Source organism: Ramlibacter sp. PS4R-6, assembly GCF_037572775.1.
Lineage (GTDB): Bacteria > Pseudomonadota > Gammaproteobacteria > Burkholderiales > Burkholderiaceae_C > Ramlibacter.
The window spans coordinates 1,327,406-1,350,770 of sequence record NZ_JBBHKA010000001.1 but is presented as its reverse complement, the minus strand read 5'-3'; the positions used below and the strand labels follow the sequence as shown (position 1 = coordinate 1,350,770).

The 23,365-nt window shown below is 68.8% G+C and carries 22 protein-coding genes; 10 read left to right on the top strand and 12 right to left on the bottom strand.

The genetic code is table 11. From position 1 onward, the window contains the following. Positions 1-4 precede the first annotated feature (4 nt). Positions 5-976, bottom strand: coding sequence for a GDP-mannose 4,6-dehydratase (locus WG903_RS06680; protein WP_340073493.1), 972 nt, complete (start codon positions 974-976; stop codon positions 5-7). Then, a complete protein-coding gene (locus WG903_RS06675; RefSeq protein WP_340073491.1) occupies positions 973-1,884 on the bottom strand; it encodes a GDP-mannose 4,6-dehydratase in 912 nt (303 codons plus the stop codon). Before WG903_RS06675 ends, WG903_RS06680 begins: the two co-directional genes overlap by 4 nt. 70 nt (positions 1,885-1,954) lie before the next feature. Here WG903_RS06675 and WG903_RS06670 point away from each other — a divergent pair, with 70 nt between their 5' ends. Continuing rightward, entirely contained in the window at positions 1,955-2,659 is a 705-nt protein-coding gene (locus tag WG903_RS06670; RefSeq protein ID WP_340073489.1) for a Crp/Fnr family transcriptional regulator, read from the top strand. On the opposite strand, the gene WG903_RS06665 is transcribed toward WG903_RS06670, so the two are convergent. Genes WG903_RS06665 through WG903_RS06655 form a run of 3 tightly spaced genes read right to left on the bottom strand, consistent with a single transcriptional unit; the run spans position 2,656 to position 7,280 of the window. Further along, positions 2,656-4,113, bottom strand: coding sequence for a mannose-1-phosphate guanylyltransferase/mannose-6-phosphate isomerase (locus WG903_RS06665; RefSeq protein WP_340073486.1), 1,458 nt, complete (start codon positions 4,111-4,113; stop codon positions 2,656-2,658). The genes WG903_RS06670 and WG903_RS06665 overlap by 4 nt on opposite strands. Positions 4,114-4,144: 31 nt before the next feature. After that, positions 4,145-5,260, bottom strand: coding sequence for a glycosyltransferase (locus WG903_RS06660; RefSeq protein WP_340073483.1), 1,116 nt, complete (start codon positions 5,258-5,260; stop codon positions 4,145-4,147). A 34-nt stretch (positions 5,261-5,294) separates the two neighbouring features. Next, complete coding sequence (locus WG903_RS06655; protein ID WP_340073481.1) at positions 5,295-7,280, bottom strand: SDR family oxidoreductase; 1,986 nt, start codon at positions 7,278-7,280, stop codon at positions 5,295-5,297. Between the two features lie 184 nt (positions 7,281-7,464). Here WG903_RS06655 and WG903_RS06650 point away from each other — a divergent pair, with 184 nt between their 5' ends. The 5 genes from WG903_RS06650 to WG903_RS06630 all read left to right on the top strand — a co-directional run bounded on the left by WG903_RS06650 (position 7,465) and on the right by WG903_RS06630 (position 11,236). Next, positions 7,465-7,962, top strand: coding sequence for a phasin family protein (locus tag WG903_RS06650; protein ID WP_340073479.1), 498 nt, complete (start codon positions 7,465-7,467; stop codon positions 7,960-7,962). 103 nt (positions 7,963-8,065) lie between these two features. Next, positions 8,066-9,238, top strand: coding sequence for a patatin-like phospholipase family protein (locus WG903_RS06645; protein WP_340073477.1), 1,173 nt, complete (start codon positions 8,066-8,068; stop codon positions 9,236-9,238). Positions 9,239-9,241: 3 nt separating this feature from the next. Beyond that, positions 9,242-9,910 carry a TetR/AcrR family transcriptional regulator gene (locus WG903_RS06640; protein WP_340073475.1) on the top strand — a complete coding sequence of 223 codons (669 nt, stop codon included), beginning with the start codon at positions 9,242-9,244 and terminating at the stop codon, positions 9,908-9,910. Between the two features lie 31 nt (positions 9,911-9,941). Further along, positions 9,942-10,715 carry a hypothetical protein gene (locus WG903_RS06635; protein ID WP_340073473.1) on the top strand — a complete coding sequence of 258 codons (774 nt, stop codon included), beginning with the start codon at positions 9,942-9,944 and terminating at the stop codon, positions 10,713-10,715. A 53-nt stretch (positions 10,716-10,768) separates the two neighbouring features. Then, entirely contained in the window at positions 10,769-11,236 is a 468-nt protein-coding gene (locus WG903_RS06630) for a hemerythrin domain-containing protein (protein WP_340073470.1), read from the top strand. Between the two features lies 1 nt (position 11,237). Here WG903_RS06630 and WG903_RS06625 read toward each other — a convergent pair whose 3' ends face one another. Next, on the bottom strand, positions 11,238-12,767 hold the full coding sequence (locus tag WG903_RS06625) for a wax ester/triacylglycerol synthase family O-acyltransferase (RefSeq protein ID WP_340073467.1): 1,530 nt from the start codon (positions 12,765-12,767) through the stop codon (positions 11,238-11,240). 124 nt (positions 12,768-12,891) lie between these two features. Here WG903_RS06625 and WG903_RS06620 point away from each other — a divergent pair, with 124 nt between their 5' ends. After that, positions 12,892-13,146 carry an acyl-CoA-binding protein gene (locus WG903_RS06620; protein ID WP_340073465.1) on the top strand — a complete coding sequence of 85 codons (255 nt, stop codon included), beginning with the start codon at positions 12,892-12,894 and terminating at the stop codon, positions 13,144-13,146. On the opposite strand, the gene WG903_RS06615 is transcribed toward WG903_RS06620, so the two are convergent. From WG903_RS06615 to WG903_RS06600, 4 genes are read right to left on the bottom strand one after another with little or no spacing between them, the layout of a single operon-like run. Then, positions 13,139-14,326, bottom strand: coding sequence for a CaiB/BaiF CoA transferase family protein (locus tag WG903_RS06615; RefSeq protein WP_340073463.1), 1,188 nt, complete (start codon positions 14,324-14,326; stop codon positions 13,139-13,141). The two genes, WG903_RS06620 and WG903_RS06615, sit on opposite strands and share 8 nt — an antisense overlap. Positions 14,327-14,330: 4 nt before the next feature. After that, entirely contained in the window at positions 14,331-14,708 is a 378-nt protein-coding gene (locus WG903_RS06610) for a polyhydroxyalkanoic acid system family protein (RefSeq protein ID WP_340073461.1), read from the bottom strand. After that, positions 14,701-15,783, bottom strand: coding sequence for an aminopeptidase (locus tag WG903_RS06605; protein WP_340073460.1), 1,083 nt, complete (start codon positions 15,781-15,783; stop codon positions 14,701-14,703). The genes WG903_RS06610 and WG903_RS06605 overlap by 8 nt, the downstream gene beginning before the upstream one ends. Then, positions 15,780-17,852 carry a molybdopterin-containing oxidoreductase family protein gene (locus WG903_RS06600; protein WP_340073459.1) on the bottom strand — a complete coding sequence of 691 codons (2,073 nt, stop codon included), beginning with the start codon at positions 17,850-17,852 and terminating at the stop codon, positions 15,780-15,782. Before WG903_RS06600 ends, WG903_RS06605 begins: the two co-directional genes overlap by 4 nt. 64 nt (positions 17,853-17,916) lie before the next feature. On the opposite strand from WG903_RS06600, the gene WG903_RS06595 reads away from it, so the two are divergent. After that, complete coding sequence (locus tag WG903_RS06595; protein WP_340073458.1) at positions 17,917-19,038, top strand: ABC transporter substrate-binding protein; 1,122 nt, start codon at positions 17,917-17,919, stop codon at positions 19,036-19,038. 3 nt (positions 19,039-19,041) lie between these two features. Here WG903_RS06595 and argE read toward each other — a convergent pair whose 3' ends face one another. Next, positions 19,042-20,208 carry an acetylornithine deacetylase gene (argE, locus tag WG903_RS06590; protein ID WP_340073457.1) on the bottom strand — a complete coding sequence of 389 codons (1,167 nt, stop codon included), beginning with the start codon at positions 20,206-20,208 and terminating at the stop codon, positions 19,042-19,044. Positions 20,209-20,293: 85 nt separating this feature from the next. On the opposite strand from argE, the gene WG903_RS06585 reads away from it, so the two are divergent. Both WG903_RS06585 and WG903_RS06580 read left to right on the top strand, forming a co-directional pair. After that, positions 20,294-21,490 (top strand): M20 aminoacylase family protein, encoded by a 1,197-nt coding sequence (locus tag WG903_RS06585; RefSeq protein ID WP_340073456.1) that lies wholly within the window; start codon positions 20,294-20,296, stop codon positions 21,488-21,490. Continuing rightward, positions 21,487-22,590: a M14 family metallopeptidase gene (locus tag WG903_RS06580; protein WP_340073455.1), complete on the top strand. Its 1,104-nt coding sequence runs from the start codon at positions 21,487-21,489 to the stop codon at positions 22,588-22,590. The genes WG903_RS06585 and WG903_RS06580 overlap by 4 nt, the downstream gene beginning before the upstream one ends. Here WG903_RS06580 and WG903_RS06575 read toward each other — a convergent pair. Beyond that, complete coding sequence (locus WG903_RS06575; RefSeq protein WP_340073454.1) at positions 22,587-23,357, bottom strand: type III pantothenate kinase; 771 nt, start codon at positions 23,355-23,357, stop codon at positions 22,587-22,589. The two genes, WG903_RS06580 and WG903_RS06575, sit on opposite strands and share 4 nt — an antisense overlap. Positions 23,358-23,365 lie beyond the last annotated feature (8 nt).

Sequence of the window (23,365 nt, the reverse complement as noted above, 5' to 3'; positions counted from 1 at the left end):
GCCGCTACCCCGCGGCGACGCGACGCATGTCGGCATCGACCATCATCGTGATCAGCTGCTCCAGGCTGGTCGTGGCCTTCCAGCCCAGCTTGGCCTCGGCCTTGGCCGGGTTGCCCAGCAGCACGTCGACTTCCGCCGGCCGGAAGAACTGCGGGTCGATCACCACGTGGTCCTCGTACTTCAGGCCCACGTGGGAAAAAGCGATGCGGCACATGTCGCGCACGGTGGTCGTGCGGCCGGTGGCCACGACGTAATCGTCGCCCTGCTCCTGCTGCATCATCCGCCACATGGCGTCGACGTAATCGCCGGCGAAGCCCCAGTCGCGCTTGGCGTCGATGTTGCCCAGGTGCAGCTTCTCCTGCTTGCCCTGCTTGATGCGCGCGACCGCATCCGTCACCTTGCGCGTGACGAACTCGATGCCGCGCAGCGGCGACTCGTGGTTGAACAGGATGCCGGTGCTCGCGTGGATGCCGAAGCTCTCGCGGTAGTTGATCGTCATCCAGTGCGCATAAAGCTTGGCGACGCCGTAGGGGCTGCGCGGGTAGAAGGGCGTCTTCTCGTCCTGGCGCTCGGCCTGGATCAGGCCGAAGAGTTCGCTGGTCGACGCCTGGTAGAAGCGCATGCCCTTGCCCACCAGGCGCACGGCCTCCAGCACGTTGGCCGCGCCCAGGCCGGTGACCTGGCCCGTGAGCAGGGGCTGCTTCCACGAGGTGCCGACGAAGCTCTGAGCGGCGAGGTTGTACACCTCGGTCGGCTTTGTTTCGTCGATGGCGCGCAGGATGGACGCGAGGTCACACACGTCGGCTTCCACCAGCTTCACGTCGCCCTCGACGCCGAGCTCGCGCAGGCGCCACAGGTTGTCGCTGGAGCGCCGCGGCGACACGCCGGCCACGGCATAGCCCTTGCCCAGCAGGAGTTGCGCGAGGTAGGCGCCGTCCTGGCCGGTGATGCCGGTGATCAAAGCAGAGCGCGTCATTCTTCCAATTCCAAGATCCAGTGATTGAGCAGGCGGGCGAGCGTGTCGCGCAAGGGGGTGGCGGGCTGCCAGCCGGTGGCCTGCGCGAGCTTGTCGTAGCTGCCGACCATGCGCCTCTGCTCGGCGGGCCGCAGCAAGGCCGGATCGGTCGCCACTTCGGCCTTCACGCCCGCGATCTCCAGCAACTGGCCCACCGCGTCGCGCAGCAGCACCTCGCGCCCGGAGCACACATTGTATGTTTCGCCGCCCGCACCCGATCGCAGCAGGCGCACGTAGGCGTCGACCACGTCGTCGACGTCGAGGAAGTCGCGCGTGACCTCCAGGTCGCCGGCCTGGATCAGGGGGCCCTGGCGGCCGGTGCGGATCGCGGCGATCTCCTTCGCGAAGCGGGGTAGCGCGAACTCCTCCCGCTGGCCCGGGCCCGTGTGGTTGAAAGGCCGCGCGATCACCACGTCCAGCGGGCGCGCGCGCGCCCACTGGCGGCACAGCACTTCGGACGCGACCTTGCTGCTCGCATAGGGGCTGCGCGGCGCGGGTTCGCGCGATTCATCGACGGGCAGCTGGTCATCGGGCACGGCGCCGTAGACGTCGGCGCTGCTCACGTACAGCAGGCGCCCCCGGAAGCCGGCGTCATCCAGCGCGCCCAGCAGGTTGGCCGTGCCGCCGGCATTGGTCTGCAGGGTGCCGGCGGGGTCGCTCCACGAGGCCTGCACGTGGCTGTGCGCGGCGAGGTGCACCACCCAGTCCGGCTGGTGCTCGCGGACCATCGCCAGCAGGTCGGCGCGGTCGCGGACGTCGTGCTCGCGCGCCGGTTCGCACCAGTCCACGCCCAGGGCGGGCCGGGACGTGACGAACTCGCGCATGGCCCTCCCGACGAAGCCCAGGTGCCCCGTCGCCAGCAATTTCATTTGCCGCACCAATGTATTCTTTGTGGGATAAACGCAGGAGTTTAACCATGGAGCCTGCGCGACCCCGAGCATGAAACGTCCCGAAAGCAGTGTCGAAGCCGTCCGTGCGCTGGCCCGCCTGCCCTTCTTCGAAGGCGTCGACACGGCCGCGCTGGCGGAGATTGCGGCCGTCACCACCTGGCGCGAGATGAAGAAGCGCCAGCAAGTGCTCTCCAAAGGCGCCGTGGGCGACCACCTGCTCTTCCTCGTCGCCGGGCGCCTGCAGGTGCTGGACGTCACCGAGAGCGGGCGCGAGATCGGGCTGAACCTGCTGATGCCCGGGGACTACTTCGGCGAGCTGTCGGTCATCGACGGCCAGCCGCGCTCCGCTTCGGTGGTGGCGATGGAGACCTCGCTGGTCGCCCTCGTGCCGAAGGCGCATGCGTGGGAACTCTTCCGCCACAACCCGCTGGTGGCCGAGCGCGTGCTGCTGGGCCTGGCCGCGCGCCTGCGCAACGCCTCCGTGTACCAGACCATCCTGTGCCTGCCGAATGCGTCGCAGCGGGTGTTCGCCCTGCTGCTGCGCCTGTGCAAGGTGGCGCCCGGGGGGCTCGTGGTCATCGACAACCCGCCCAAGCAGCAGGCCCTGGCGATCATGGCGAACACCAGCCGCGAGAGCGTGTCGCGCGCCATCACCGTGTTGATCGACGAGGGTGTCGTCGAGAAGGACCACCACCGGCTGATCGTGCGCGACCGCAAGGCGCTGGAGCGCCACGCGGCGCAGGACGCGCCTTAGGCCGTCACGCGCCCGTAGATGTCCGAGAAGCGGACGATGTCGTCCTCGCCGAGGTAGTCGCCGCTTTGCACCTCGATCATCACGAGGTCGCGCTCGCCGGGGTTCTCGACGCGGTGCTTCTTGCCCGCGGGGATGTAGGTGGACTGGTTCGTCAGCACGAGGAACTCGCGCTCGTCGCACTGCACCTTGGCCGTTCCGCTCACCACCACCCAGTGCTCGCTGCGGTGGCGGTGCATCTGCAGCGACAGCGCGCCGCCGGGACGCACGTCGATGCGCTTGATCTTGTAGCCGGGGCCGCCTTCGAGCACGGTGTAAGTGCCCCAGGGGCGCGTCACGGTGCGGTGCAAACGGTAGCTTTCGTGGCCGCGCTTCTTCAGGTGCGCCACCACGTCCTTCACGCGCTGCGCACTGCCGGCGTCGGCCACCAGCAGGGCATCGGGCGTGTCCACCACCAGCACGCCCCGCAGCCCCACGGCCGCGACCATGCGGTCCTCCGAACTGATGAAGCAGTCCTCGCAGTCGAGCACGACCGCATCGCCGTGGACGCGGTTGCCGTCGGCGCCGGGGGCCACCAGGCCCGCGATCGCGCTCCACGAGCCGATGTCGTTCCAGCCGAAATGCACCGGCAGCACCACCAGGCGCTTGCTCGGCTCCATCACCGCGTAGTCGATGGAGATGCTCTCGACGGCCGAGAACGGCTCCGAGGCGAGTTCGGTGAAAGGCGCGCCGCGCTGGGCGCCGGTTTCCTTCCAGCAGTGCGCCACCGCCTGGGCGAGCTGGGGGCGGTGCAAGGCCAGTTCCTCCAGCAGCACGCTGGCGCGCATGCAGAACATGCCGCTGTTCCACAGGAAATTGCCGCTGGCGACGTACGCCTTCGCGGTCTCGGTGTCGGGCTTCTCGACGAAGCGCACCACCTCGCGCGCGGCGCCGCCGCGCATCGCGCCGCCGGCCTCGATGTAGCCGTAGCCGGTTTCCGGCGAGCGCGGCTGGATGCCGAAGGTCACGAGCTTGCCCTGCGCGGCCAGCGCCGCCGCGTCGCGCGTGGCGCGCACGAAGTCCTCGACCGGCTCGATCAGGTGGTCGGCGGGCAGCACCAGCATGACGGCTTGCGGGCCGAATTCCTCGGTGATGGCATGGGCCGCCGCCGCGATGGCCGCGGCCGTGTTGCGGCCCACGGGCTCCAGCAGGTAGCTGGCCTTGTTCGCATCGGCGCCGAGCGTCGCGCCCACTTCGTCCTTGGAGACGAAGTAGTAGTCGCGGTTGGTCACCAGCATCAGGCGCCCCGCCGTTCCCGCGGCCATGGCGCGCTCCACCGTCCGCCCCAGCAGCGTGTGCCCGTCGGGCAGCTTCATGAAGGGCTTGGGATGCCCTTCGCGGGACACCGGCCACAGGCGCGTGCCGGCGCCGCCGGACAGGATGACGGGAACGATGGGGACGGGTACTTCGGCGGCCAAGAGGAGCTCTTTCTTCGGGGAAGGCCCGATTCTAGGGCTGAGCTCTGACCCTCTCGTAAAGCTGCCGGTAGGCCCGCGCCATGTGGCCGGCCGTGAAGAGCTCCTCGAAGCGCCGGCGCGCGGCCTGCCCCATGCGAACGGCCTGGGCCGGGTCGTCCAGCAGGCGCTGCATCGCGGCGCGCAAGGCGTCCGGGTCCTGCGCGGGCACCGTGGCGCCCGTGACGCCGGCTTCGTTCACCAGGCTCGTGCCCGTGCCGATCTCGCAGCACACCAGCGGCAATGCGCTCATCGCGGCCTCGACCAGCGACATGCCGAAGGCCTCGGCGCGCAGGTGCGAGGGAAAGACGAAGGCGCGGGCCAGGCGCAGCAGCGCCATCTTGTCCTCGTCGCTCACGCGGCCCACGAAGCTCACGTTGGCGAGGCCCTCGCGCGCGGCGTAATCCTGCAGCTGGTCGGCCTGGGGCCCCGTGCCGGCGATGACGATGCGCCCGCCGAAGCCGCGCGCGGCGCGCAGCAGCGTCTCCAGCCCCTTGTAGTAGCGCAGCACGCCCACGAAGAGGAAGAACCCTTCGCCGACCGACTCGCGCCAGGCGGCCAGCGTGTGCGCGCCCGGCGAGGGAAAGCAGGTCTCGTCGATGCCGTTGGGGATCACCTCCACGTCGCGGCCGAGAGCCTGCAGCACCGGGCTGCTGTCACGGTACTGCGGGGAGGTCGCCACCACCGCGTCGACCGACCGCAGGAAGCGCTTCATCAGCGGGTTGTAGGCGTGCATCAGCCACTTCTGGCGCACGACGTCGGACTGGTAGGTGACCACGCTCGGCTTGCCGCGACCGCACGCCAGGTGCAACAGGTCGGCGAAGGGCCAGGGGAACTGGTAGTGCACGACGTCGGCCCACTCCACCTGCCGGCGGAATTCCGCGAAGGCCGACAGCGAGATCGGGTTGGACGCGATCTCCACCCATGCGCGGCGCCGGTGCACCTCGCCCTCGGGGCGGCGCAGCACGCGCGGCTGCGCGTCGGGGCTGAGCGTGAAGATGCGCGACTCGTCGCCGCTGTCGCGCAGCGCCGTGGCGAGCTGCGCGATGACCTGCTCGATGCCGCCGATCGTGTCGGGGTAGTAACTCTTGTAAACGTGCAGGACTCTCAAGGCGCCGGATTCTAATGGGCGCCCTGCCGCGCCCTCAGAAGTGGATGCCCTGCATCATCTGCTGCATGGCGATGGCCTCGGCCGAGAGCTGCGGCTTGGCGCCCTTGTCGCCCTTGGCCGCCGCGGAGTCGGGGAACATGCGGAAGCTGGTGTTCATCACGATCTGCGCGACGCGCGGCAGCAGCGCGTGCATCACCTCGCCGGCGATGCCCAGGCGCGTGGCAATGCGCACCGGGTGGTAGATGCACGCCTCGGCGATCATGTCGGCGGCCTGCTCGGGCGACAGCGTCGGCACGTTGTTGTAGATGTTGGTCGGCGCGATCATCGGCGTGCGCACCAGCGGCATGTTGATGGTGGTGAAGGTGATGCCGCGATCGGCGAATTCGCTGGAGGCGCAGCGCGTCCACGCATCGAGCGCCGCCTTCGACGCGACGTACGCCGAGAAGCGCGGAGCATTCGTCAGCACGCCGATCGAGCTGATGTTGACCACGTGGCCCTTCTTCTTGGCCACCATGCCCGGCAGCAGGCCCATGGTGACGCGCAGGCACCCGAAGTAATTGAGCTGCATGGTGCGCTCGAAGTCGTGGAAGCGGTCGTAGCTCGACTCGATGGCGCGGCGGATGGAGCGGCCCGCGTTGTTGATCAGGAAATCGACCCCGCCGTGGTTCTTCTCGAGCAGCGCGGTGAAGCGGTCGCAATCGGCCATGTCGGCGATGTCCGCCGGGTAGGCGACGAACTGGTAGCCCTTGTCCTTGGCTTCCTTGCAGGCCTCGTCGAGTTTGTCCTGGTCGCGGCCGCAGATGATGGTGACCGCGCCCGCCTCGGCGAACTTGTGCGCGGCGGCCAGGCCGATGCCCGAGGAGCCCCCGGTGACCAGCACCACCTTGCCGCCGACGGTGCCGCGCAGCGTGCGGTCGATGTGCAGGTCGGGGTCGAGGTGGCGCTCCCAGTAGTCCCACAGGCGCCAGGCGTAATCCTTCAGGTTCGGCACCGCGATGCCCGTGCCCTTGAGCATGGCCTGCGCGTCGCGGCTGTCGAAGCGCGTCGGGTAGTTCACGAACGCGAGGATGTCCTCGGGCAGGCCGAGGTCCTTCATCACCGCGTTGCGGATGCGGCGCACCGGCGCCAGCGCCATCAGGCCCTTCTTGACGCTCTTGGGGATGAAGCCGAGCAGCGCCGCATTGACGAACAGGCTGAACTTGGGTGCGTGCGCGGCGCGCGCGAAGATGTCCAGCACGTCCCCGACGCGGTAGCCCACGGGGTCGACCAGGTGGAAGGCGCGGTGGTTGATGCCCTCCTGGTGGCTGATGTGGTCGAGCGCGTCCACCACGTAGTCCACCGGCACGATGTTCACGCGCCCGCCTTCGAGGCCCACGGCGGGCATCCACGGCGGCAGCAGCTGCCGCATGCGCTGGATCACCTTGAAGAAGTAGTACGGGCCGTCGATCTTGTCCATCTCGCCCGACTGCGAGTCGCCGACCACCATCGCCGGGCGGTACACCGTCCACTTGCCCTTGTACTCCTTGCGCACGATCTTCTCGCTCTCGTGCTTGGTCATGAAGTAGGGGTGGTCGTAGTTCTCGGCCTCGTCGAACATGTCCTCGCGGAACACGCCTTCGTACAGGCCCGCCGCCGCGATCGAGGAGACGTGGTGGAAGTGCCCCGCGTCGACGGCCTTGGCGAATTCCACCGTGTGGCGCGTGCCCTCGACGTTCACCGCGACCTGGCTCTCCTCGTCGGCCGACAGGTCGTACACCGCGGCGAGGTGATAGAAGTGGTCGACCTGCCCTTTGAGCGCCTTAGTGTCCTCGGCCGACACACCCAGCTTTTTCTGCGTGAGGTCGCCGAAGACGGGCACGGCGCGCGCGGCGCCGACGCCCCAGTACTCGCGCAGGGCGGGGACCTTGTCCTCGCTTTCCTTGCGGATCAGGAAGTGCACGACCGAGCCCTTGCGCTCGAGCAGCTTCCTGACCAGCCGCTTGCCGATGAAGCCGGTCGCGCCGGTGACGAAATAGTGCATGGAACGCTCCTCGTGATCTCGGTTCTTGTGGACGTTCGGGTCATTCTGCCCGCTCGCGAAGCGCGATCATTCCGCACAAACCCGGCGCTGTCTCGTCCGCGCCGCCTAGCCTTTTAGGAACCGGCCCCTAAACGGCGCCGCCGCGCCGCCGTACATTGCGGCCATCCACGAACAAGGAGTCCCCATGGTCACGAAGACGAAGAAGGCAGCCGGCGGCGAAACCGCGGCGGAAACGAAGTCGGCGGCGCAGCTGGCCGGCACGGTGAAGGAATCGGCCTCGCAGATCTGGCTGGCCGGCCTGGGCGCCTTCTCCAAGGCGCAGGAAGAAGGCGGCAAGGTGTTCGAAGCCCTGGTGAAGGAAGGCATGTCGATCCAGCGCAAGACGCAGGCCGCGGCCGAAGAGAAGATCACCGAGGCCACCAGCCGCATGGCCAGCATGGCCAGCGACATCGGCAACAAGGCCTCCGGCCAGTGGGACAAGCTGGAAAACATCTTCGAAGAGCGCGTCTCGCGCGCGCTGAAGAAGCTGGGCGTGCCCACGGCGCGCGACATCGACGACCTCGTCGCGCGCATCGACGAGCTCAATCGCAACGTGCAGAAGCTGGGCGGCAAGCCCGGCCCGGCGAAGAAGGCCGCCAGCACCAAGCCCACGGCCAAGCGCGCGTCGCGCAAGCCGTCTTGAGCTTCCTGCCATCCCACCGAAGGGGCGCCGTGGCGCCCCTTTTTATTGCCTCGTTGCTGCAATGCACAAGGCGCACGATGCCAAGGTCCCTACACTGCCGCGCATGACCCGAACAAGAAAAACACCCCGCATCGCGCTGGCGCTGGCCGGCGGCGGACCGCTGGGGGCGATCTACGAGATCGGCGCGCTGTGCGCGCTCGACGAGGCTCTGGATGGCGTCGACTTCACCCGCCTGGACCACTACGTCGGCGTGTCGGCCGGCGGTTTCATCGCCGCGGCGCTGGCCAACGGCATGTCGCCGCGCGAAATCTGCGCCTCCTTCATCGAAGGCAAGAGCGACAACGACGTCTTCGACCCGGCCTGGCTGATGGTGCCGGCGTGGGGCGAGTTCGCGCGCCGCGCCATCATGTTCCCGACCCTCGCGACATCGGCCCTGTGGCGCGCGACGCTGGGGCGCCGCCCCTTGTCGCATTCGCTGGAGCAGCTCGGCCGCAGCCTGCCCACGGGCATCTTCTCCAACGAACTCGTCGACACGCGGCTGGCCGACGTGTTTTCGCGCCCGGGCCGGACCAACGACTTCCGCCGGTTGCGCAGCAAGCTCACGCTGGTGGCGACCGACCTGGACACCGGCGAGGCCGCGCCCTTCGGCCGCGCCGGCTGGGACCATGTGCCGATCTCCAAGGCGGTGCAGGCCAGCAGCGCGTTGCCGGGCCTATTTCCTCCCGTGGAGATCGGCGAGCACTCCTACGTCGATGGCGCGCTGAAGAAGACGATGCACGCCTCGGTCGCGCTCGACGAGGGCGTGGACCTGCTGCTGTGCCTGAACCCGCTGGTGCCGTTCAACGCGCGCGGATCGGGCATCCCGCGCATCGCCGACGGCGGCCTGCCCGCCGTGCTGTCGCAGACGTTCCGCTCCATGATCCATTCGCGCATGGCGCTGGGCATGAAGCACTACGAGCGCGCGTATCCAGGCACCGACATCGTGCTGATCGAGCCGGACCAGGACGACAACGAGCTGTACCTGGCCAACACCTTCGGCTATGCCCGCCGCCGCCAGATGGCCGAACATGCCTACCGCCAGACGCGCGCGATGCTGCGCGCGCGCCGCGCGAGCCTGGCGCCCAAGCTCGCGCGCCATGGCGTCGCGATCCGCGGCGAGGTGCTCGCCGACCCGCTGCGCCACCTCGTGGTGCCCACCCGCGCGCCGGGGCGCCTGGGCCGCGCCGTGTCGTCGCTGCACGCGGTGCTGGACGAACTGCAGTTGCAGACCGCCTGACCCATGCCGAAGAAAGCGCCGCGCCGCACCGCCGAGAGGATCCTGGAGGTGTCGCTCGACCTGTTCAACCGCTTCGGCGAGCCGAACGTGTCGACGACGCTGATCTCGGCCGAGCTCAACATCAGCCCTGGCAACCTGTACTACCACTACCCGGCCAAGGACGAATTGATCAACGCGCTGTTCGACCGCTACGAACGCGCGCTCAACGAGATCCTCAACGCCAGCGACGGCGTGCGCAACGTAGAGGACGCCTGGTTCTTCATGCACACGCTGTTCGAGCTGATCTGGCAGTACCGCTTCCTGTACCGCGACCTGAACGACTTGCTGTCGAAGAACCGGCGGCTCGAGACGCATTTCCAGTGGGTGCTGAAGAACAAGACGCGCGCCGTGCGCGCGCTGCTGGACGGCATGAGCCGCGCGGGGGCGGTGAGCATCGACTCGCGCGAGGTCGACGCCACGGCCACCAGCATGGTGGTGGTGCTGACCTACTGGCTGAGCTACGAGTACGTGCGCGACCCGCGCCGGGCGCTGGAGCCGGAGAGCGCGCAGCTCGCGCTGATGCGCGGCGCACACCACGTGCTCAATCTGCTGGTACCCTATCTCGAACAAGGGCAGCGGATGCACCTGCTCAAGCTCGTCTCGGCTTACGACGCAGCACCCGGCACCCGCTAGCCACCCGAGGAAGACAGGCGTGGAGACAACGATGGCCAAGTGGACCGCATTCCCCCATGCGGGCGAGTTCAGCTACGACCCGGCCACGGTGCGCAAGCAGTGGAAGCGCCTGCACGCCGGCGACGCCGAGCCGCTGCCGGAGGATGAAGCGGTGCTCGCCGCCTGGGCGCACTTCCACAACGGCGACTTCCAGCGCGCGGTCGAGGCGGGCCTGAAGGCGGGCGGCGGCGGCATCACCGTGGCCAACAAGGCCACCGCCATCCACGCCAACTACCTGGAGAAGAAGGAAAAGAACAAGCTCGAGCTGCTGATGGAAGTGGCCGAGCGCGCCCGCGCGCAGGTGGCGCAGGACGACCGCAATGCCAACGCCTGGTACTGGCAGGCCTACGCGCTGGGCCGCTACAGCCAGGGCATCAGCGTGGCCAAGGCGCTGGCGCAGGGCCTTGGCACGCGGGTGAAGGACGCGCTGGAAAAGACGATCGCCCTGCAGCCGAAGCACGCCGACGCGCACGTGGCGCTGGGAGCGTTCCATGCGGAGGTGATCGACAAGGTCGGTACGCTGATCGGCGGCATGACCTACGGCGCCAAGAAGGAAACGGGCCTGCGCCTGTACCGGCAGGCACTGGAGATCTTCCCCGCATCGCCCATCGCGATGGTCGAATACGCCAACGGCCTCGTCATGCTCGAAGGCGAGAAGAAGATGAAGGAAGCCACGCGCCTGTACGAGCAGGCGGCGGCAGCCAAGCCCATGGACGCCACCGAGCGGCTGGACATCGAGCTGGCGAAAGCCGAGCTCGACAGTTAAGAGTCTGTTCCCGCCTACACCGGCGAAGCGCGGCAGCCAGCAGACTGCCCCGGATGGACATCTTCGAAGCCCTGAGGCTCTCACACGACACGCAGCGCACGCTAGCCACGCAGATCCTGCAGACGCAAGGCGCGTCGCCCGAGCGCGGCGGGCTGTTCCGGCAGTTCAAGCACGAGCTGGCCGCACACGCCGCGGCGGAGGAACGCTGGTTCTACCGCGTGCTGATCGAGTCGGATTCCAGCATGGCGCAGGCCCGCCACGGGATGGCGGAGCACCACGAGATGGACGAACTGGTGAGCGAGCTCAACAAGATCGAGATGTCGTCATCGGGCTGGATCGCGCAGTTCCAGAAGCTGCGCGACAAGGTGTTCCACCACCTCGAGGACGAGGAACACGCGATCTTCCAGCTGGCCGGCAAGGTGCTCACGGGCAAGCAGAAGACCGAATTGGGACGCGACTACGAAACGGCGTTCGCCGAGTTCCGCCTGGGCGCGATGCCCATGAACTCCGCCGAAGGCTGAATCACTCGCCCCAGGGCAGCATCAGCGTCACCACCGACAGCTTGCCGAACTCGGGCTCGAACTGGTCGATGATCTTCTGCGGGTCGGGGCACAAGGTGGTGTCCGTGATCACGCCGAACTGCACGCCGCCGCCGTAACTGAGGATCGACACGCCCAGGCCGATGTCGCCGGACTGCGGCACCCAGAACAAGGTCTGCTCGATGGTGGAGCCGAGGAACTTCAGCTTCTCGCGCGGGCCCGGCACGTTGGTCATCACGGCCGTGGTCTTGCGGCCGAACATGCTGGTGATCGCGTCCTGCGCGGGCTTGATCAACAGGCCCGACAGCGCCAGGGTGAGGAAGGCCAGCACGGGCTGCGTGCTGCCCTTGAGCGCGTTCATGCGCCGGCGCACCTCGTACACGCGCTCGATCGGGTTCTGGATGCCGATCGGCAGCACCAGCGGCACCAGGCCGAAGCGGTTGCCCAACTTGTAGGCCTGCTCCATCGGGCGCAGGTTCACGGGCACCATCGCCCGGATCTCCTGGCCGTCCACGTCGTCGCCGAGCTCGCGCAGGTATTCGCCGATGGCGCCGGCCACGCACGACAGCAGCACGTCGTTGATCGAGCAGTTCAGCGCCTTGCCGACGGCCTTCACTTCCTCCAGCGGCACGGGCGGGCACCAGGCCACGCGCTTGCTGCGGCCCGGCTTGCCTTTCAGGCGCGTCTTCGAGTCGTCGGGCATCAGCAGCAGCGCCGCCGCGTCGTTGACCAGCTGCAGGCCGACCTTGGCGACGTCGAACGAGCTGCTCAGGCCCTGCTGCGGGTCGCGCAGCATCTCCAGCGACTTCGCCGCGCCCTCGCCCATCTTGCCCAGCGCCTTGACGCTGATGTCGGTGAAAGGCTTGATCAGCGTGTCGGCGATCCATTCCTCGGGGTTGGACGGCGCCTGCTTGCGGCGGCGCTCGGGCGGCGCCGCGCCGCCGTCCACCAGCGACATGGTCACCGAGATCAGCGCGATGCCGTCGGCGATGCAGTGGTGGATGCGCACGATGAGGGCGCTGCCGCCCTCGTAGTCCTCGACCAGGTGGATGCGCCACAAGGGGTGCGCACGGTCCAGCGGTTCCATCGCGAGCTCGCCCACGCGCTTTTGCAGCGCCTGCTGCTGCGTGGCGCCCTTTGCCTTCGGCAGCTTCTCCCGCACCACCTGGTTCGCGATGTCGAACTCGGCGTCCTCGACCCACGTCGCGCCCGCAGCATCCTCGACGACGCGCTGGCGGAAGCGGTTGTACTTGAGCAGGCGCTCCTCGACGCGCTTGCACAGCTCGGCGTACGAGATGCCGGGCTTGAGCGTCCACACGCCCACGATCACCATCAGGTTGCTGGGCGAGTCCATGCGCAGCCAGGCTGTGTCGACCTTGGTCATGCGCTCGCCGGCCAGCCCCAGGATGCCGCTGGCGGCGCGGGTGGCGTGCGACTGCACCGCGCGGGCCGTCTTGCGCGCGCGCGATCCGGCGCGGCGCGCCACTTCGGTTGCGACGATGCGGGTCACCATGGTGTGTCTCCGTTAGAGGCGGCCCCCTGTTGCGGCGCGGGCCCGGGCCTTAAGATACCGCGACCATACCGCAGCGCCCGCGCCGCGGGTAGATCGTCCTCCCCATTCGCCACAGGATCCACCCATGTCCGACCTGCAAGCCAAGTTCGATGCCGCCGTCGCCAACTCCAAGAACCTTTCGGAGCGCCCGGACAACGCCACGCTGCTGAAGATCTACGCGCTGTACAAGCAGGCCACGGCCGGCGACAACGCGGAGAAGAAGCCCGGCTTCGGCGACATGGTCGGCCGCGCCAAGTGGGATGCGTGGAACGGCATGAAGGGCACGTCGCAGGACGATGCCAAGCAGCAGTACATCGCCCTGATCGAATCCCTCAGCTGATCACGCCCCGGGCGCGCAGCTGGCCGATCTGCGAGTCGGTGAGGCCGATCTCGCGCAGCACTTCTTCCGTGTGTTCGCCCAGGGCCGGCGCTTTCGAGCGCTGGCTGCCGGGCGTGGCCGACAGCTTCGGCACGATGCCCGGCACCATCAACGGGCCGTCGTCCATCTCCACCTGCGCCAGCATGCCGCGCTCGCGGTAGTGCGGGTCGGCGGCGATGTCGGCCACCGTGTAGATGCGGCCCGCGGGCACTGACGCCGCATCGAGCGCCGCGAGCACGTCGGCGACCGGGCGCTGCGCGGTCCACGCGCCGATGGCCGCGTCGATCTCCTCGACGCGCTTCACGCGTCCGGTGTTGTTCGCCAGCGCCGGGTCGTTCGCCAGGTCCTCACGCCCGACCACGCCCATCAGGCGCCGGAAGATGCTGTCTCCGTTGCCCGCGACGATGGCGTAGCCGCCGTCAGCGCACAGGTAGGCGTTGGTGGGCGCGATGCCCGGCATCGCACTGCCGGCGGGCCCGCGCACGGCGCCGAACGCGCTGTACTCGGGCAACAGGCTTTCCATGCAATTGAAGACGGCTTCGTACAGGGCCACGTCGACGACCTGCCCGCGCCCGCTGCGGTGGCGCTCGTTCAGCGCCAGCAGGATGCCGATCACGCCGTGCAGCGAGGCCAGCGTGTCGCCGATCGACACGCCCACGCGCACCGGCACGCGGCCGGGCTCGCCCGTGAGGTGGCGCAGGCCGCCCATGGCCTCGGCGACGACGCCGAAGCCGGGCCTGTCCTTGTACGGCCCCGTCTGCCCGTAGCCGCTGATGCGCAGCACGATGAGGCGCGGGTTGAGTTCGAGCAGTTGGTCGGGACCCAGCCCCCAGCCTTCCAGCGCGCCGGGCCGGAAGTTCTCGACCAGCACGTCGGCCTCGCGCGCCAGCTTGCGCACGATCTCCTGCGCGTCGGGGCTCTTGAGGTCCAGCGTGACGGAGCGCTTGTTGCGCGACTGCACCTGCCACCACACCGAGGTGCCGTCCTTGATCATGCGCCAGTGGCGCAGCGGGTCGCCCGTGCCGGGCGGCTCCACCTTGACCACGTCGGCCCCGAAGTCGCCCAGCGTCTTGGCCGCGAACGGGCCGGCGATCAACTGCCCGAGTTCGAGGACCTTCAGGCCGTCGAGCGGACCAGGCATGCGGTCAAGCCCTCTTCTTCGCGGCCGGCTTCTTCTTCGCCGCGGGCTTGTCGTGGTCCGCCAGGCCCTTGTCGAAAGCCTTCAGCGGGTCCTTCTGCGCGAGCAGCTGGTCCAGGTTCTCGACGATGGCGCCTTCGATCTTGTCCTTAAACACGCCCAGCAGCATGCCCAAGCGCGCGTCCAGCACGAACGCGTCCTTGGTGACCTTCAGCTCGCCGTTGCAACCGGGCCGAGTGAACGTCACGAGGTCGGAGGCCTTGCCCTCCTCGTACACGCATTCCATGCCCAGGCGCTCCTCGGCCTCCTCGGCCCAGCGGAACGCGAGCTTGCGCGCGGCAGGCAGGCCCAGCGCGTGCTCGCGCGTGATGTGGATGTCAGGCACCGGCGATCTCCTTCAGTTGTTCGTGCCGCCGCTTCTTCGGAGCGTCGGCCAGCTTTTTCGCCGCATCATAGAACCGCTGGAAATCCCGGCCCTCGCGCTGGAACAGCGCCTCGAAACCCGGCACCAGTTCGTCGTAAGCCGCCTGCGCGCCGAAGGCGGCGTTGTTCGCCTCGGCCACCCAGCGGTCGTACAGGCGGTAGCGCGCGGGGTCGCCCGGCCAGCCGGCGCGCATCGTTGCGTAGTCGGCGCGGAAGTCCTGCATCGCGCGCTGCTTGAGCACGTCGCGCTCCTCGCCGCTGGTCTTCTCGTAAATCTCCTCCAGGCGCTTGCGCGTGCCCGCGGTGAGCGCGCGGAACTGCTGCCGCCGCCCGTCGTACTGCGCGTAGTCGCTGCGCGCCTGCTCGTTGGCGTGCGTCTCGAGCCAGCGCCGCCCGCCGATGCGCTCGACCGCCGTGGCGAACGACTCGTTGAACATCGTGTCGTCCTTCGTATAGACCACCTGGTGCGCGAGCTCGTGGAAGATGGTGCGCGCCAGTTCGCCCTCGGGGTAGTTGATGAAGGTGTTGAGCAGCGGGTCGCCGCCGGCCCAGTTCATCCAGCCCAGGGTCGAGTAGGCGGGAACCGGGTACACGTTCACCTCGAGGTCCTCCCTGGCCAGGCGCGCCGCTTCGGCCCGCGCATCACGCTCGTCGAAGTAGCCGCGGTAGCCCACGCAGCCGGTGACCGGGAAGCAGGACTTCTTCAGCTCCAGCGAGTACTTCGGCGCGGCCACCACGTTCCACACGACGGCCGTACGGCGCAGGTCGGCATAGCGGCTGTAGCTGGGGTTGTCCGGCAGCTTGAGCTCGCCGCTGGCGAACCGGCGGATGCGCTGGCTCAGGGCCAGTCGCTCCTTCAGGCGCTGCGGCGTTTCCGAATCCGCGATCCAGTCGTCGACCGATCGCGACGCACTGAGCATGCTCAGGTGCCCGCTCGCGGACTGCCAGTAATAGCCCAGGCTCGAACAGCCGGCGAGCAGCCCTATCGCCGCCACCACCGCGGCGGCGGCTGCCAGCCAGCGCCAGGTCACGCTCACGCCGTTTCGACTTCGACCAGGCAGTCGTAGAACACCGGTGCGCGGCCGATGTCGGTGAGGTTCTGGCTCGTGAGCTGGTTGACGTTGGTGCCGGCGATGCCGAACTTGCGCCACCACACGCCCAGGCCGTTGACCACGCCGGGCCGCGCGCGCCCGGTGACCACGGCCTTGCAGTGGTACTCGCCGCGGTCGTTGAACACGCGCACGATGCCGCCCGAGGCGATGCCGCGCGCGGCGGCGTCCCGCTCGTGGATCTCCAGCACCGGCTCGCCCTCGCTCTCGCGCAGGCTGGGCACGTTCACGAACGAGGAGTTCAGGAAATTGCGGTGCGGCGGGGAGATCATGGCAAGCGGATAACGATCCGACATGCCCGGCGTCTCGTAGTTCCCCAGGTGGTCGGGCAGGCCGTCCAGGCCCATGCGTGCCAGCCGCTCGCTGAAGAACTCGCACTTGCCCGACGGCGTGGGGAAATTGCCTTCGGCGAAGGGCGCGTCCGGCAGGTGCAGCGTGGCGAAGCCCTTCTCGGTGAGCTCGCCGAAGTCGACCTTGTCGCCGAAGGCCGTGAGGCACAGCTGCGCGTCGTCTTCCTCGAAGCACGGCTCCGTGAACCCCATGCGCCGCGCGAGTTCGCGGAAGAACTGCGTGTTGGGGCGCGCCTCGCCCAGTGGCGCGATCGCCGGGCGGTTGAGCAGCACGTCGGTGTGGCCGTAGGAGCCGTGGATGTCCCAGTGCTCCAGCTGTGTCGTTGCCGGCAGGATGTAGTCGGCGTGGTCGGCGGTGTCGGTGCGGAAATGTTCCAGCACGACGGTGAAGAGGTCCTCGCGCGCGAACCCGGCGACGACCTTGGCCGACTCGGGCGCCACGGCGACGGGGTTGCTGTTGTAGACGACGAGCGCCTCGATCTTCGGCCCGAACGCGGGCGAGCCGTCCTGCAGCAGCGCGTTGCCGATGGTGCTCATGTTGATCGTGCGCGGCGTGCGCCCGCGCAGCAGGTCGGGCCGCTGCAGCGCCGCGCGGTCGACGGGCACGTGACCGGAGCTCGACAACAGCACGCCGCCGGCCGGATGGCGCCATGCGCCGATGAGCGCCGGCAGGCAGGCGATGGCGCGCGCCGCGTTGCCGCCGCCGCGCACGCGCTGCATGCCGTAGTTCAGGCGGATGGCGGCCGGCGCCGTCGTCGCGTAGTCGCGCGCGAGCGAACGGATCTGCGCCGCGTCGAGCCCGCACACGTCCGCGGCGCGCTCGGGCGTCCAGCGCAGCGCGCGCTCGCGCAGGCCTTCCCAGCCCAGCGTGTGGCGCGCGAGGTAGTCGTGGTCGAGCCAGTCGTTGACGATGATCTCGTGCATCAGCGCCAAGGCCAGCGCGGCGTCGGTGCCGGGGCGCAGCTGCAGGTGCTCGTGGCACTTCTCCGCGGTCTCGGTGCGCCGCGGGTCGATGCACACGAGCTTCGCGCCGTCGCGCTTGGCCTGCTGCGCGACACGCCAGAAGTGCAGGTTGCTGGTGATCGAGTTGCTGCCCCAGATCACGATCAGCTTCGACTGCGCGAAGAACTCGACCTTCATGCCGACCTTCGCGCCCAGCGTGTAGATCAGCGCTTCCGCGCCCGCGCTGGAGCAGATGGTGCGGTCGAGGAAGGAAGCGCCCAGCCGGTTCCAGAAGCGCGCCGCCATGCCCTCGCCCTGCACCAGGCCCATCGTGCCCGCGTAGCTGTAGGGAACGATGGCCTCGGGGTCGCGCACAGCAATCGCGGCGAGGCGCCGGGCGATGTCGTCCAGCGCTTCGTCCCAGCCCACGCGCTCGTAGCTGCCCGAACCCTTGGGGCCGGTGCGGCGCAGCGGATGTAACACGCGGTCGGGGTGGTAGGTGCGCTCGGTGTAGCGCGAGACCTTGGTGCACAGGACGCCGTCGGTGTGGCGGTGTTCGGGGTTGCCCTGTACTTTGGTTGCCACACCGTCGTGAACGGTGGTGAGGAGCGAGCACGTATCCGGGCAGTCATGGGGGCAGGCCCCCTTCACAACGGCTGAGCCTTTCAGCACACTGACAGCGGGGATCACTCCGGTGGCGCTCATTGGGTTAACCCTAGGTATTACTGTTTCGGCCCAGTTATTCAATCAAAGGTCGAAGGAGACAAGCATGAAGTACAGCAAGTCGTTGGGCGGCCTCCTGATGGTAGCCGTGTTGGGAATCCTGGGCGCGACGGGTGCGAGCGCCCAGAGCAGCATCGTCATCGGCCAGTCCACCGCGCTCACGGGCCCGGGTTCGGCGTTGGCGAGCGCCTTCCACGAAGGCGCAAAACTCTATTTCGAACGCCTCAATGCCGCGGGCGGCGTCAACGGCAAGAAGATCGAGATGGTCACGCTCGACGACCGCGGCAATTCCAAGAACACCGCCGAGAACACCAAAAAGCTGCTCGACCAGGGCGTCTTCGCGCTCTTCGGCTACTACGGTTCGCCGCAGGTCACGGCCGCCTACCCGCTCATCAAGGACAGCGACATCCTGATGTTCGCGCCGATGGCCGCCGCCGATGAGTTCCGCGGCGCGATGTACCCCAACGTCTATTCGATCCGCCCCGGCTACACCGAGGAAGCGGCCGCCATCGGCAAGCATGCCGAGACACTGGGCATGTTCAAGAAGCTGGCGATCCTGCACGCGAACGACGGCGAATCCACCGCGGCGCTCGATGCCGCCGTGCGCACGATGGGCAGCATGGGCGCCAACGTCGTTTCCAACCAGGGCTACCAGTCCGGCGCCGTCGCCAACGCGGTCGACAAGGTCATCGCCGCCGCGCCGCAGTCGGTGCTGGTGATCGGCGATGCCTCGGGCGCCGCCAGCGCGATCCGCGACCTGCGCGCCAAGAATTTCCGCGGCCCGATCTACGGGTTCTCCAACACGGGCGAGAGCCTGCTGGCCGAGGAACTCGGGCCGGAAGGCGCGGGCGTCGTCGTCGTGCGCGTCGTGCCCAAGAGCGACACCGCCAAGGTGCCCGCCGTGCGCGAGCTGATGGAAGACGCGAAGACCGCCAAGCTCGGCAAGACCAACGTCTACATGCTCGAGGGCTACCTCGCCGCGCGCGCCTTCGCCGAGGCGCTCAAGCGCGCCGGCAACGCGCCCACGCGCGCCAAGTTCAAGCAGTCGCTGGGCAAGATGGAGAACGTCAGCCTGGGCGGCTTCCGCGTGAACTTCGGCGACGAACGCACCGGCTCCAAGCTGGTGGAGCTGAGCCTGATCGACTCGCAGGGCAAGGTGCGCGAGTAGGCGCTAGCCGATCTCGCGGATTTCGGAGAGCCCCCGCAGGAAACGCTCGCAGCGCGCGAGCTGTTCCAGCGTCACGTACTCGTCCGGCTGGTGCGCCTGCTGGATGCTGCCGGGCCCGCACACCACGGTGCGCACGCCGGACTGCTTGAAGATGCCCGCCTCGGTGCCGAAGGCCACCTCGGTCGTGCGTGACTCGCCCGCCAGGCGCAGCGCCAGGCGCGTGATGTCGTCGCTGGCCGAGCCGAGGAAGCTGGGGATCTCGCAGATCGTCTGGAAGTCGAAGCCGGCGTCCTTCGCGACGCCCTTCATCGCGGGCTCCAGCGACTTCGCGTAGTCGACGATCTCGCGCTGCAGCGCCATCACGTCCGCCGTGGGCAGGTCGCGAAATTCATAGCGGAACTCGGCGTCGCGCGGCACCACGTTGTCGGCGATGCCGCCGTGGAACTGGCCCACGCTGGCGGTGGAGAACGGCACGTCGAAGCCCTCGTAGCGCGGCTCGCTGCGCTCCAGGCGCTCGGCCACCTCGCGCACCTTCGTCACCACGCGCGCGGCCATCTCGATCGCGTTGACGGAATTCGGCGTGAGCGAGGAATGCGCCTCCTTGCCGCGCACGCAGCAGCGCCAGCGGTACACGCCCTTGTGCGCGATGGCGGGCACCATGTTCGTCGGCTCGCCGACGATGCAGGCGAGCGGCTGGATGCCGGCGTCGCGCATGTCGGCGATGAGGTGCCGCACGCCGAAGCAGCCCACTTCCTCGTCGAAGCTGAGTGCGAGGTGGATCGCGAACGGCGCCTTGCTGGCCAGGAAGGTCTCGGCGTGCGCGACGGCCAGCGCGATGAAGCTTTTCATGTCGGCCGAGCCGCGGCCGTACAGGCGCCCGCCCTCCACCTCGCCGCCGAGCGGGTCGAAGGTCCAGTCCTGCCCATCCCAGGGCACGGTGTCGGTGTGGCCGGAAAGGATGATGCCCGCAGGCTTGCCCTCGCCGAGCGTCGCGAAAAGGTTAGCTTTGGTTCGCTCTTCGTTGAAGGTCAGGCGGCTTTCCACGCCGTGGCGCGCCAGCTCGGCCCGCACGAGGTCGATGAGGTCGAGGTTGGAGTTGGCGCTGACCGTGTTGATGCGCACCAGCGCCTGGGCGAACTCGAGGCCCTGCGGCGAAACTGTGGACTGCATCACGCCATTGTCGTGGAGTTTCCGCCGTGGCAGGAAGGGTGCGCCGGGGCTAGACTGCGGTGTTCCGACTCGAGCCAGCCGTACCATGAACATCCTCGATTCCCTCGCCACGCAGGCGGCGTCGATCACCGCGATCCGCCGCGACATCCACGCCCATCCCGAGCTCTGCTTCGAAGAGAAGCGCACCGCCGACGTCATCGCGGCCAAGCTCACCGAATGGGGCATCCCCATCCACCGCGGCCTGGGCACGACCGGCGTCGTCGGCGTCGTGAAGAACGGCACGAGCAACCGCGCCGTGGGCCTGCGCGCCGACATGGATGCGCTGCCCATGCAGGAGTTCAACACCTTCAAGCACGCGAGCACGCACAAGGGCAAGATGCACGCCTGCGGCCACGACGGCCACGTCGCGATGCTGCTCGCGGCCGCGCAGCACTTCGCCAGGAACCGCAATTTCGACGGCACCGTGTACCTCATCTTCCAGCCGGCCGAGGAAGGCGGCGGCGGGGCGCGCGAGATGATCAAGGACGGCCTGTTCGACAAGTTCCCGATGGAAGCCGTCTTCGGCATGCACAACTGGCCGGGCGCGCCCGTGGGCACGTTCGCGGTGAGCGCCGGCCCCGTGATGGCGTCGAGCAACGAGTTCAAGATCACCATCCGCGGCAAGGGCGCGCACGCCGCCATGCCGCAAAACGGCATCGACCCCGTGCCCATCGCCTGCGAGATCGTGCAGGCCTGCCAGCTGATCGTCAGCCGCAACAAGAAGCCGATCGACGCCGGCGTGATCTCCGTGACGATGATCCATACCGGCGAGGCGACCAACGTCGTGCCCGACAGCGCCGAGCTGCAGGGCACCGTGCGCACCTTCACGGTGGAAGTGCTGGACATGATCGAGCGCCGCATGAAGCAGGTGGCCGAACACGTCTGCGCCGCGCACGATGCCACCTGCGAGTTCGAGTTCCACCGCAACTACCCGCCCACGATCAACTCCGAGAAGGAAGCCGCGTTCTCGCGGGAGGTGCTGGCTTCCATCGTCGGCGCGGACAACGTGCTGCGCCAGGAGCCGACCATGGGCGCCGAGGACTTCGCGTACATGCTGCAGGCCAGGCCGGGCGCGTACTGCTTCATCTCCAACGGCGACGGCGGCCACCGCGAGATGGGCCATGGCGAGGGGCCGTGCATGCTGCACAACCCCAGCTACGACTTCAACGACGAGCTGATCCCGCTGGGCGCGACGTACTGGGTGAAACTGGCCGAGAGCTGGCTCGCAAAGGGCCGCGCGTGACGGTCCAGGGGGAGGAGTGCTTCGCGGCAACGTACCGCGAGGCCCGCGAAAAGTTCATCGAGGCGGCGCAGGCGGCAGGCCTCGTCGTGGAGAGCAGGACCCATCCCGAACGCGGCCGGGACGGCGAGGAACTCGCCATGGACGTCGTGCGCGACGGCCATCCCAACGCGCCCGCGGTGCTGCTGCTCACGAGCGCGTGCCACGGCATCGAGGGCTATTGCGGCAGCGGCGCCCAGGTGGCGGCGCTGCGCGACGCGAGCTGGCGCGCCCGCGCGCGCGACCGCGGCGTGGCCGTCGTGTACATCCACGCGCTCAACCCCTGGGGCTTCTCGCACGGCAGCCGCACCACGCACGAGAACGTCGACCTCAACCGCAATTTCCACGACTTCGGCAGCCCCCTGCCGGAGAACCCCGGGTACCGCGAACTGCACCCGCTGCTCGTGCCGGCCGAGTGGCCGCCCGGCGGGCAGAACCAGATGGCCGTCGGCCGCTACGTTGCCCAGCACAAGCTCGAAGGCCTGCAGGCGGTGGTGAGCCGCGGGCAGCACGAGTTCCCGGAGGGCCTGTTCTTCGGCGGGCGCGCGGCGAGCTGGAGCAACCTCGCGCTGCGCGACGTGCTGCGGGCGCACGGCCGTCGCGCAGCGCGGCTCGCGTGGATCGACTTCCACACCGGCCTGGGCCCGCCGGGCGTGGGCGAGCGCATCTTCGCCGGCCGTGGCGACGACGCTGTCGCGCTCGCGCGCGCGAAGGCGTGGTGGGACGGCGGCGGCGACACGCCCGTCACTTCGATCTACGACGGCACGTCCACCTCCGCCTACCTCACCGGCCTGATGCCCAATGCCGCCTACGAGGAATGCCCGCAGGCGGAGTTCACCGGCATCGCGCTGGAGTACGGCACGGTGCCCGTGCTGGAAACCTTCGAGGCGCTGCGCGGCGACGCGTGGCTGCGTGTGCATCCCGAGGCGCCGCCGGAGCTCGCGGCAGCGATCCGGCAGCGCATGCGCGACGCGTTCTACATGGACACGCCGGAGTGGAAGCAGAAGGTGCTGGCGCAGGCGCGCCAGGCGATGCGCCAGGCCGTGGACGGCCTCGCGGGCTAGGCTTTCGCGCGCTCCTCGGCGATCACGAGGAGGCCATCGAAGATCAGGCTCTCGACCAGCTCGAACGGTATCGACATCGCGGGTGCCATCTTCCAGCCGGCGCCGCCCGTCATGTAGCGCACGGGCTCCTCGCCGCAATGCTCGCGCACGTGCTGCACCATGCGTTCGATCGCGCCGGCGATCGCGAAGGTGCCGCCGCTGGTGAGCGCGTCGGAAGTGTTGGTCGGGAACTCGCGCACCTCGCCGGTGGGCACGTGCAGGCCGGCGGTGCCGGACTCCAGCGCGCGCAGCATGATGCCGTGCCCGGGCAGGATGAACCCGCCGAGGAAGGCGCCGCCCTTGTCCACCGCCTCCACCGTCACGGCCGTGCCGATCATCACCACGACCATGGGCCGCGCCGGCCCCGCGGCCAGCATGCGGTGGCGCGCGCCGATCATCGCCACCCATCGGTCAGCGCCCAGGCGCGTCGGATGGTCGTAGCCGTTGGCGATGCCGGCCTCCGCCGCGCTGGCCACCACCCAGTGAGCGGGGATGGTCCACAGTTCTTCCATCTGCTCCTCGACGCGGCGCTTGATCGCGTCGGCCGCCACGGCGCAGCCCAGCATGCGCGTGGGCGCGGGCAGCGTGGCCCACGGGCCCTCTGCGAGCTTGTCGATGTTCTCCAGGAATTCGGCGCCGTGCGCCAGCACCGTGGCGCCGGCGCGCGGCTGGTCGTACAGCGACCACTTCAGGCGCGTGTTGCCGACGTCGACGGCGAGGAAGGGCATGCGTGGAT

What these genes read in the sequence shown, in the direction of transcription:
- WG903_RS06635 (WP_340073473.1), top strand. Translation starts at nt 9,942, where the DNA reads ATGGCCAAGTGGACCGCATTCCCCCATGCGGGCGAGTTCAGCTACGAC.
- WG903_RS06680 (WP_340073493.1), bottom strand. Translation starts at nt 976, where the DNA reads ATGACGCGCTCTGCTTTGATCACCGGCATCACCGGCCAGGACGGCGCC.
- WG903_RS06645 (WP_340073477.1), top strand. Translation starts at nt 8,066, where the DNA reads ATGACCCGAACAAGAAAAACACCCCGCATCGCGCTGGCGCTGGCCGGC.
- WG903_RS06630 (WP_340073470.1), top strand. Translation starts at nt 10,769, where the DNA reads ATGGACATCTTCGAAGCCCTGAGGCTCTCACACGACACGCAGCGCACG.
- WG903_RS06640 (WP_340073475.1), top strand. Translation starts at nt 9,242, where the DNA reads ATGCCGAAGAAAGCGCCGCGCCGCACCGCCGAGAGGATCCTGGAGGTG.
- WG903_RS06650 (WP_340073479.1), top strand. Translation starts at nt 7,465, where the DNA reads ATGGTCACGAAGACGAAGAAGGCAGCCGGCGGCGAAACCGCGGCGGAA.
- WG903_RS06585 (WP_340073456.1), top strand. Translation starts at nt 20,294, where the DNA reads ATGAACATCCTCGATTCCCTCGCCACGCAGGCGGCGTCGATCACCGCG.
- WG903_RS06670 (WP_340073489.1), top strand. Translation starts at nt 1,955, where the DNA reads ATGAAACGTCCCGAAAGCAGTGTCGAAGCCGTCCGTGCGCTGGCCCGC.
- WG903_RS06625 (WP_340073467.1), bottom strand. Translation starts at nt 12,767, where the DNA reads ATGGTGACCCGCATCGTCGCAACCGAAGTGGCGCGCCGCGCCGGATCG.
- WG903_RS06620 (WP_340073465.1), top strand. Translation starts at nt 12,892, where the DNA reads ATGTCCGACCTGCAAGCCAAGTTCGATGCCGCCGTCGCCAACTCCAAG.
- argE (WP_340073457.1), bottom strand. Translation starts at nt 20,208, where the DNA reads ATGCAGTCCACAGTTTCGCCGCAGGGCCTCGAGTTCGCCCAGGCGCTG.
- WG903_RS06675 (WP_340073491.1), bottom strand. Translation starts at nt 1,884, where the DNA reads ATGAAATTGCTGGCGACGGGGCACCTGGGCTTCGTCGGGAGGGCCATG.
- WG903_RS06595 (WP_340073458.1), top strand. Translation starts at nt 17,917, where the DNA reads ATGAAGTACAGCAAGTCGTTGGGCGGCCTCCTGATGGTAGCCGTGTTG.
- WG903_RS06575 (WP_340073454.1), bottom strand. Translation starts at nt 23,357, where the DNA reads ATGCCCTTCCTCGCCGTCGACGTCGGCAACACGCGCCTGAAGTGGTCG.
- WG903_RS06600 (WP_340073459.1), bottom strand. Translation starts at nt 17,852, where the DNA reads ATGAGCGCCACCGGAGTGATCCCCGCTGTCAGTGTGCTGAAAGGCTCA.
- WG903_RS06655 (WP_340073481.1), bottom strand. Translation starts at nt 7,280, where the DNA reads ATGCACTATTTCGTCACCGGCGCGACCGGCTTCATCGGCAAGCGGCTG.
- WG903_RS06615 (WP_340073463.1), bottom strand. Translation starts at nt 14,326, where the DNA reads ATGCCTGGTCCGCTCGACGGCCTGAAGGTCCTCGAACTCGGGCAGTTG.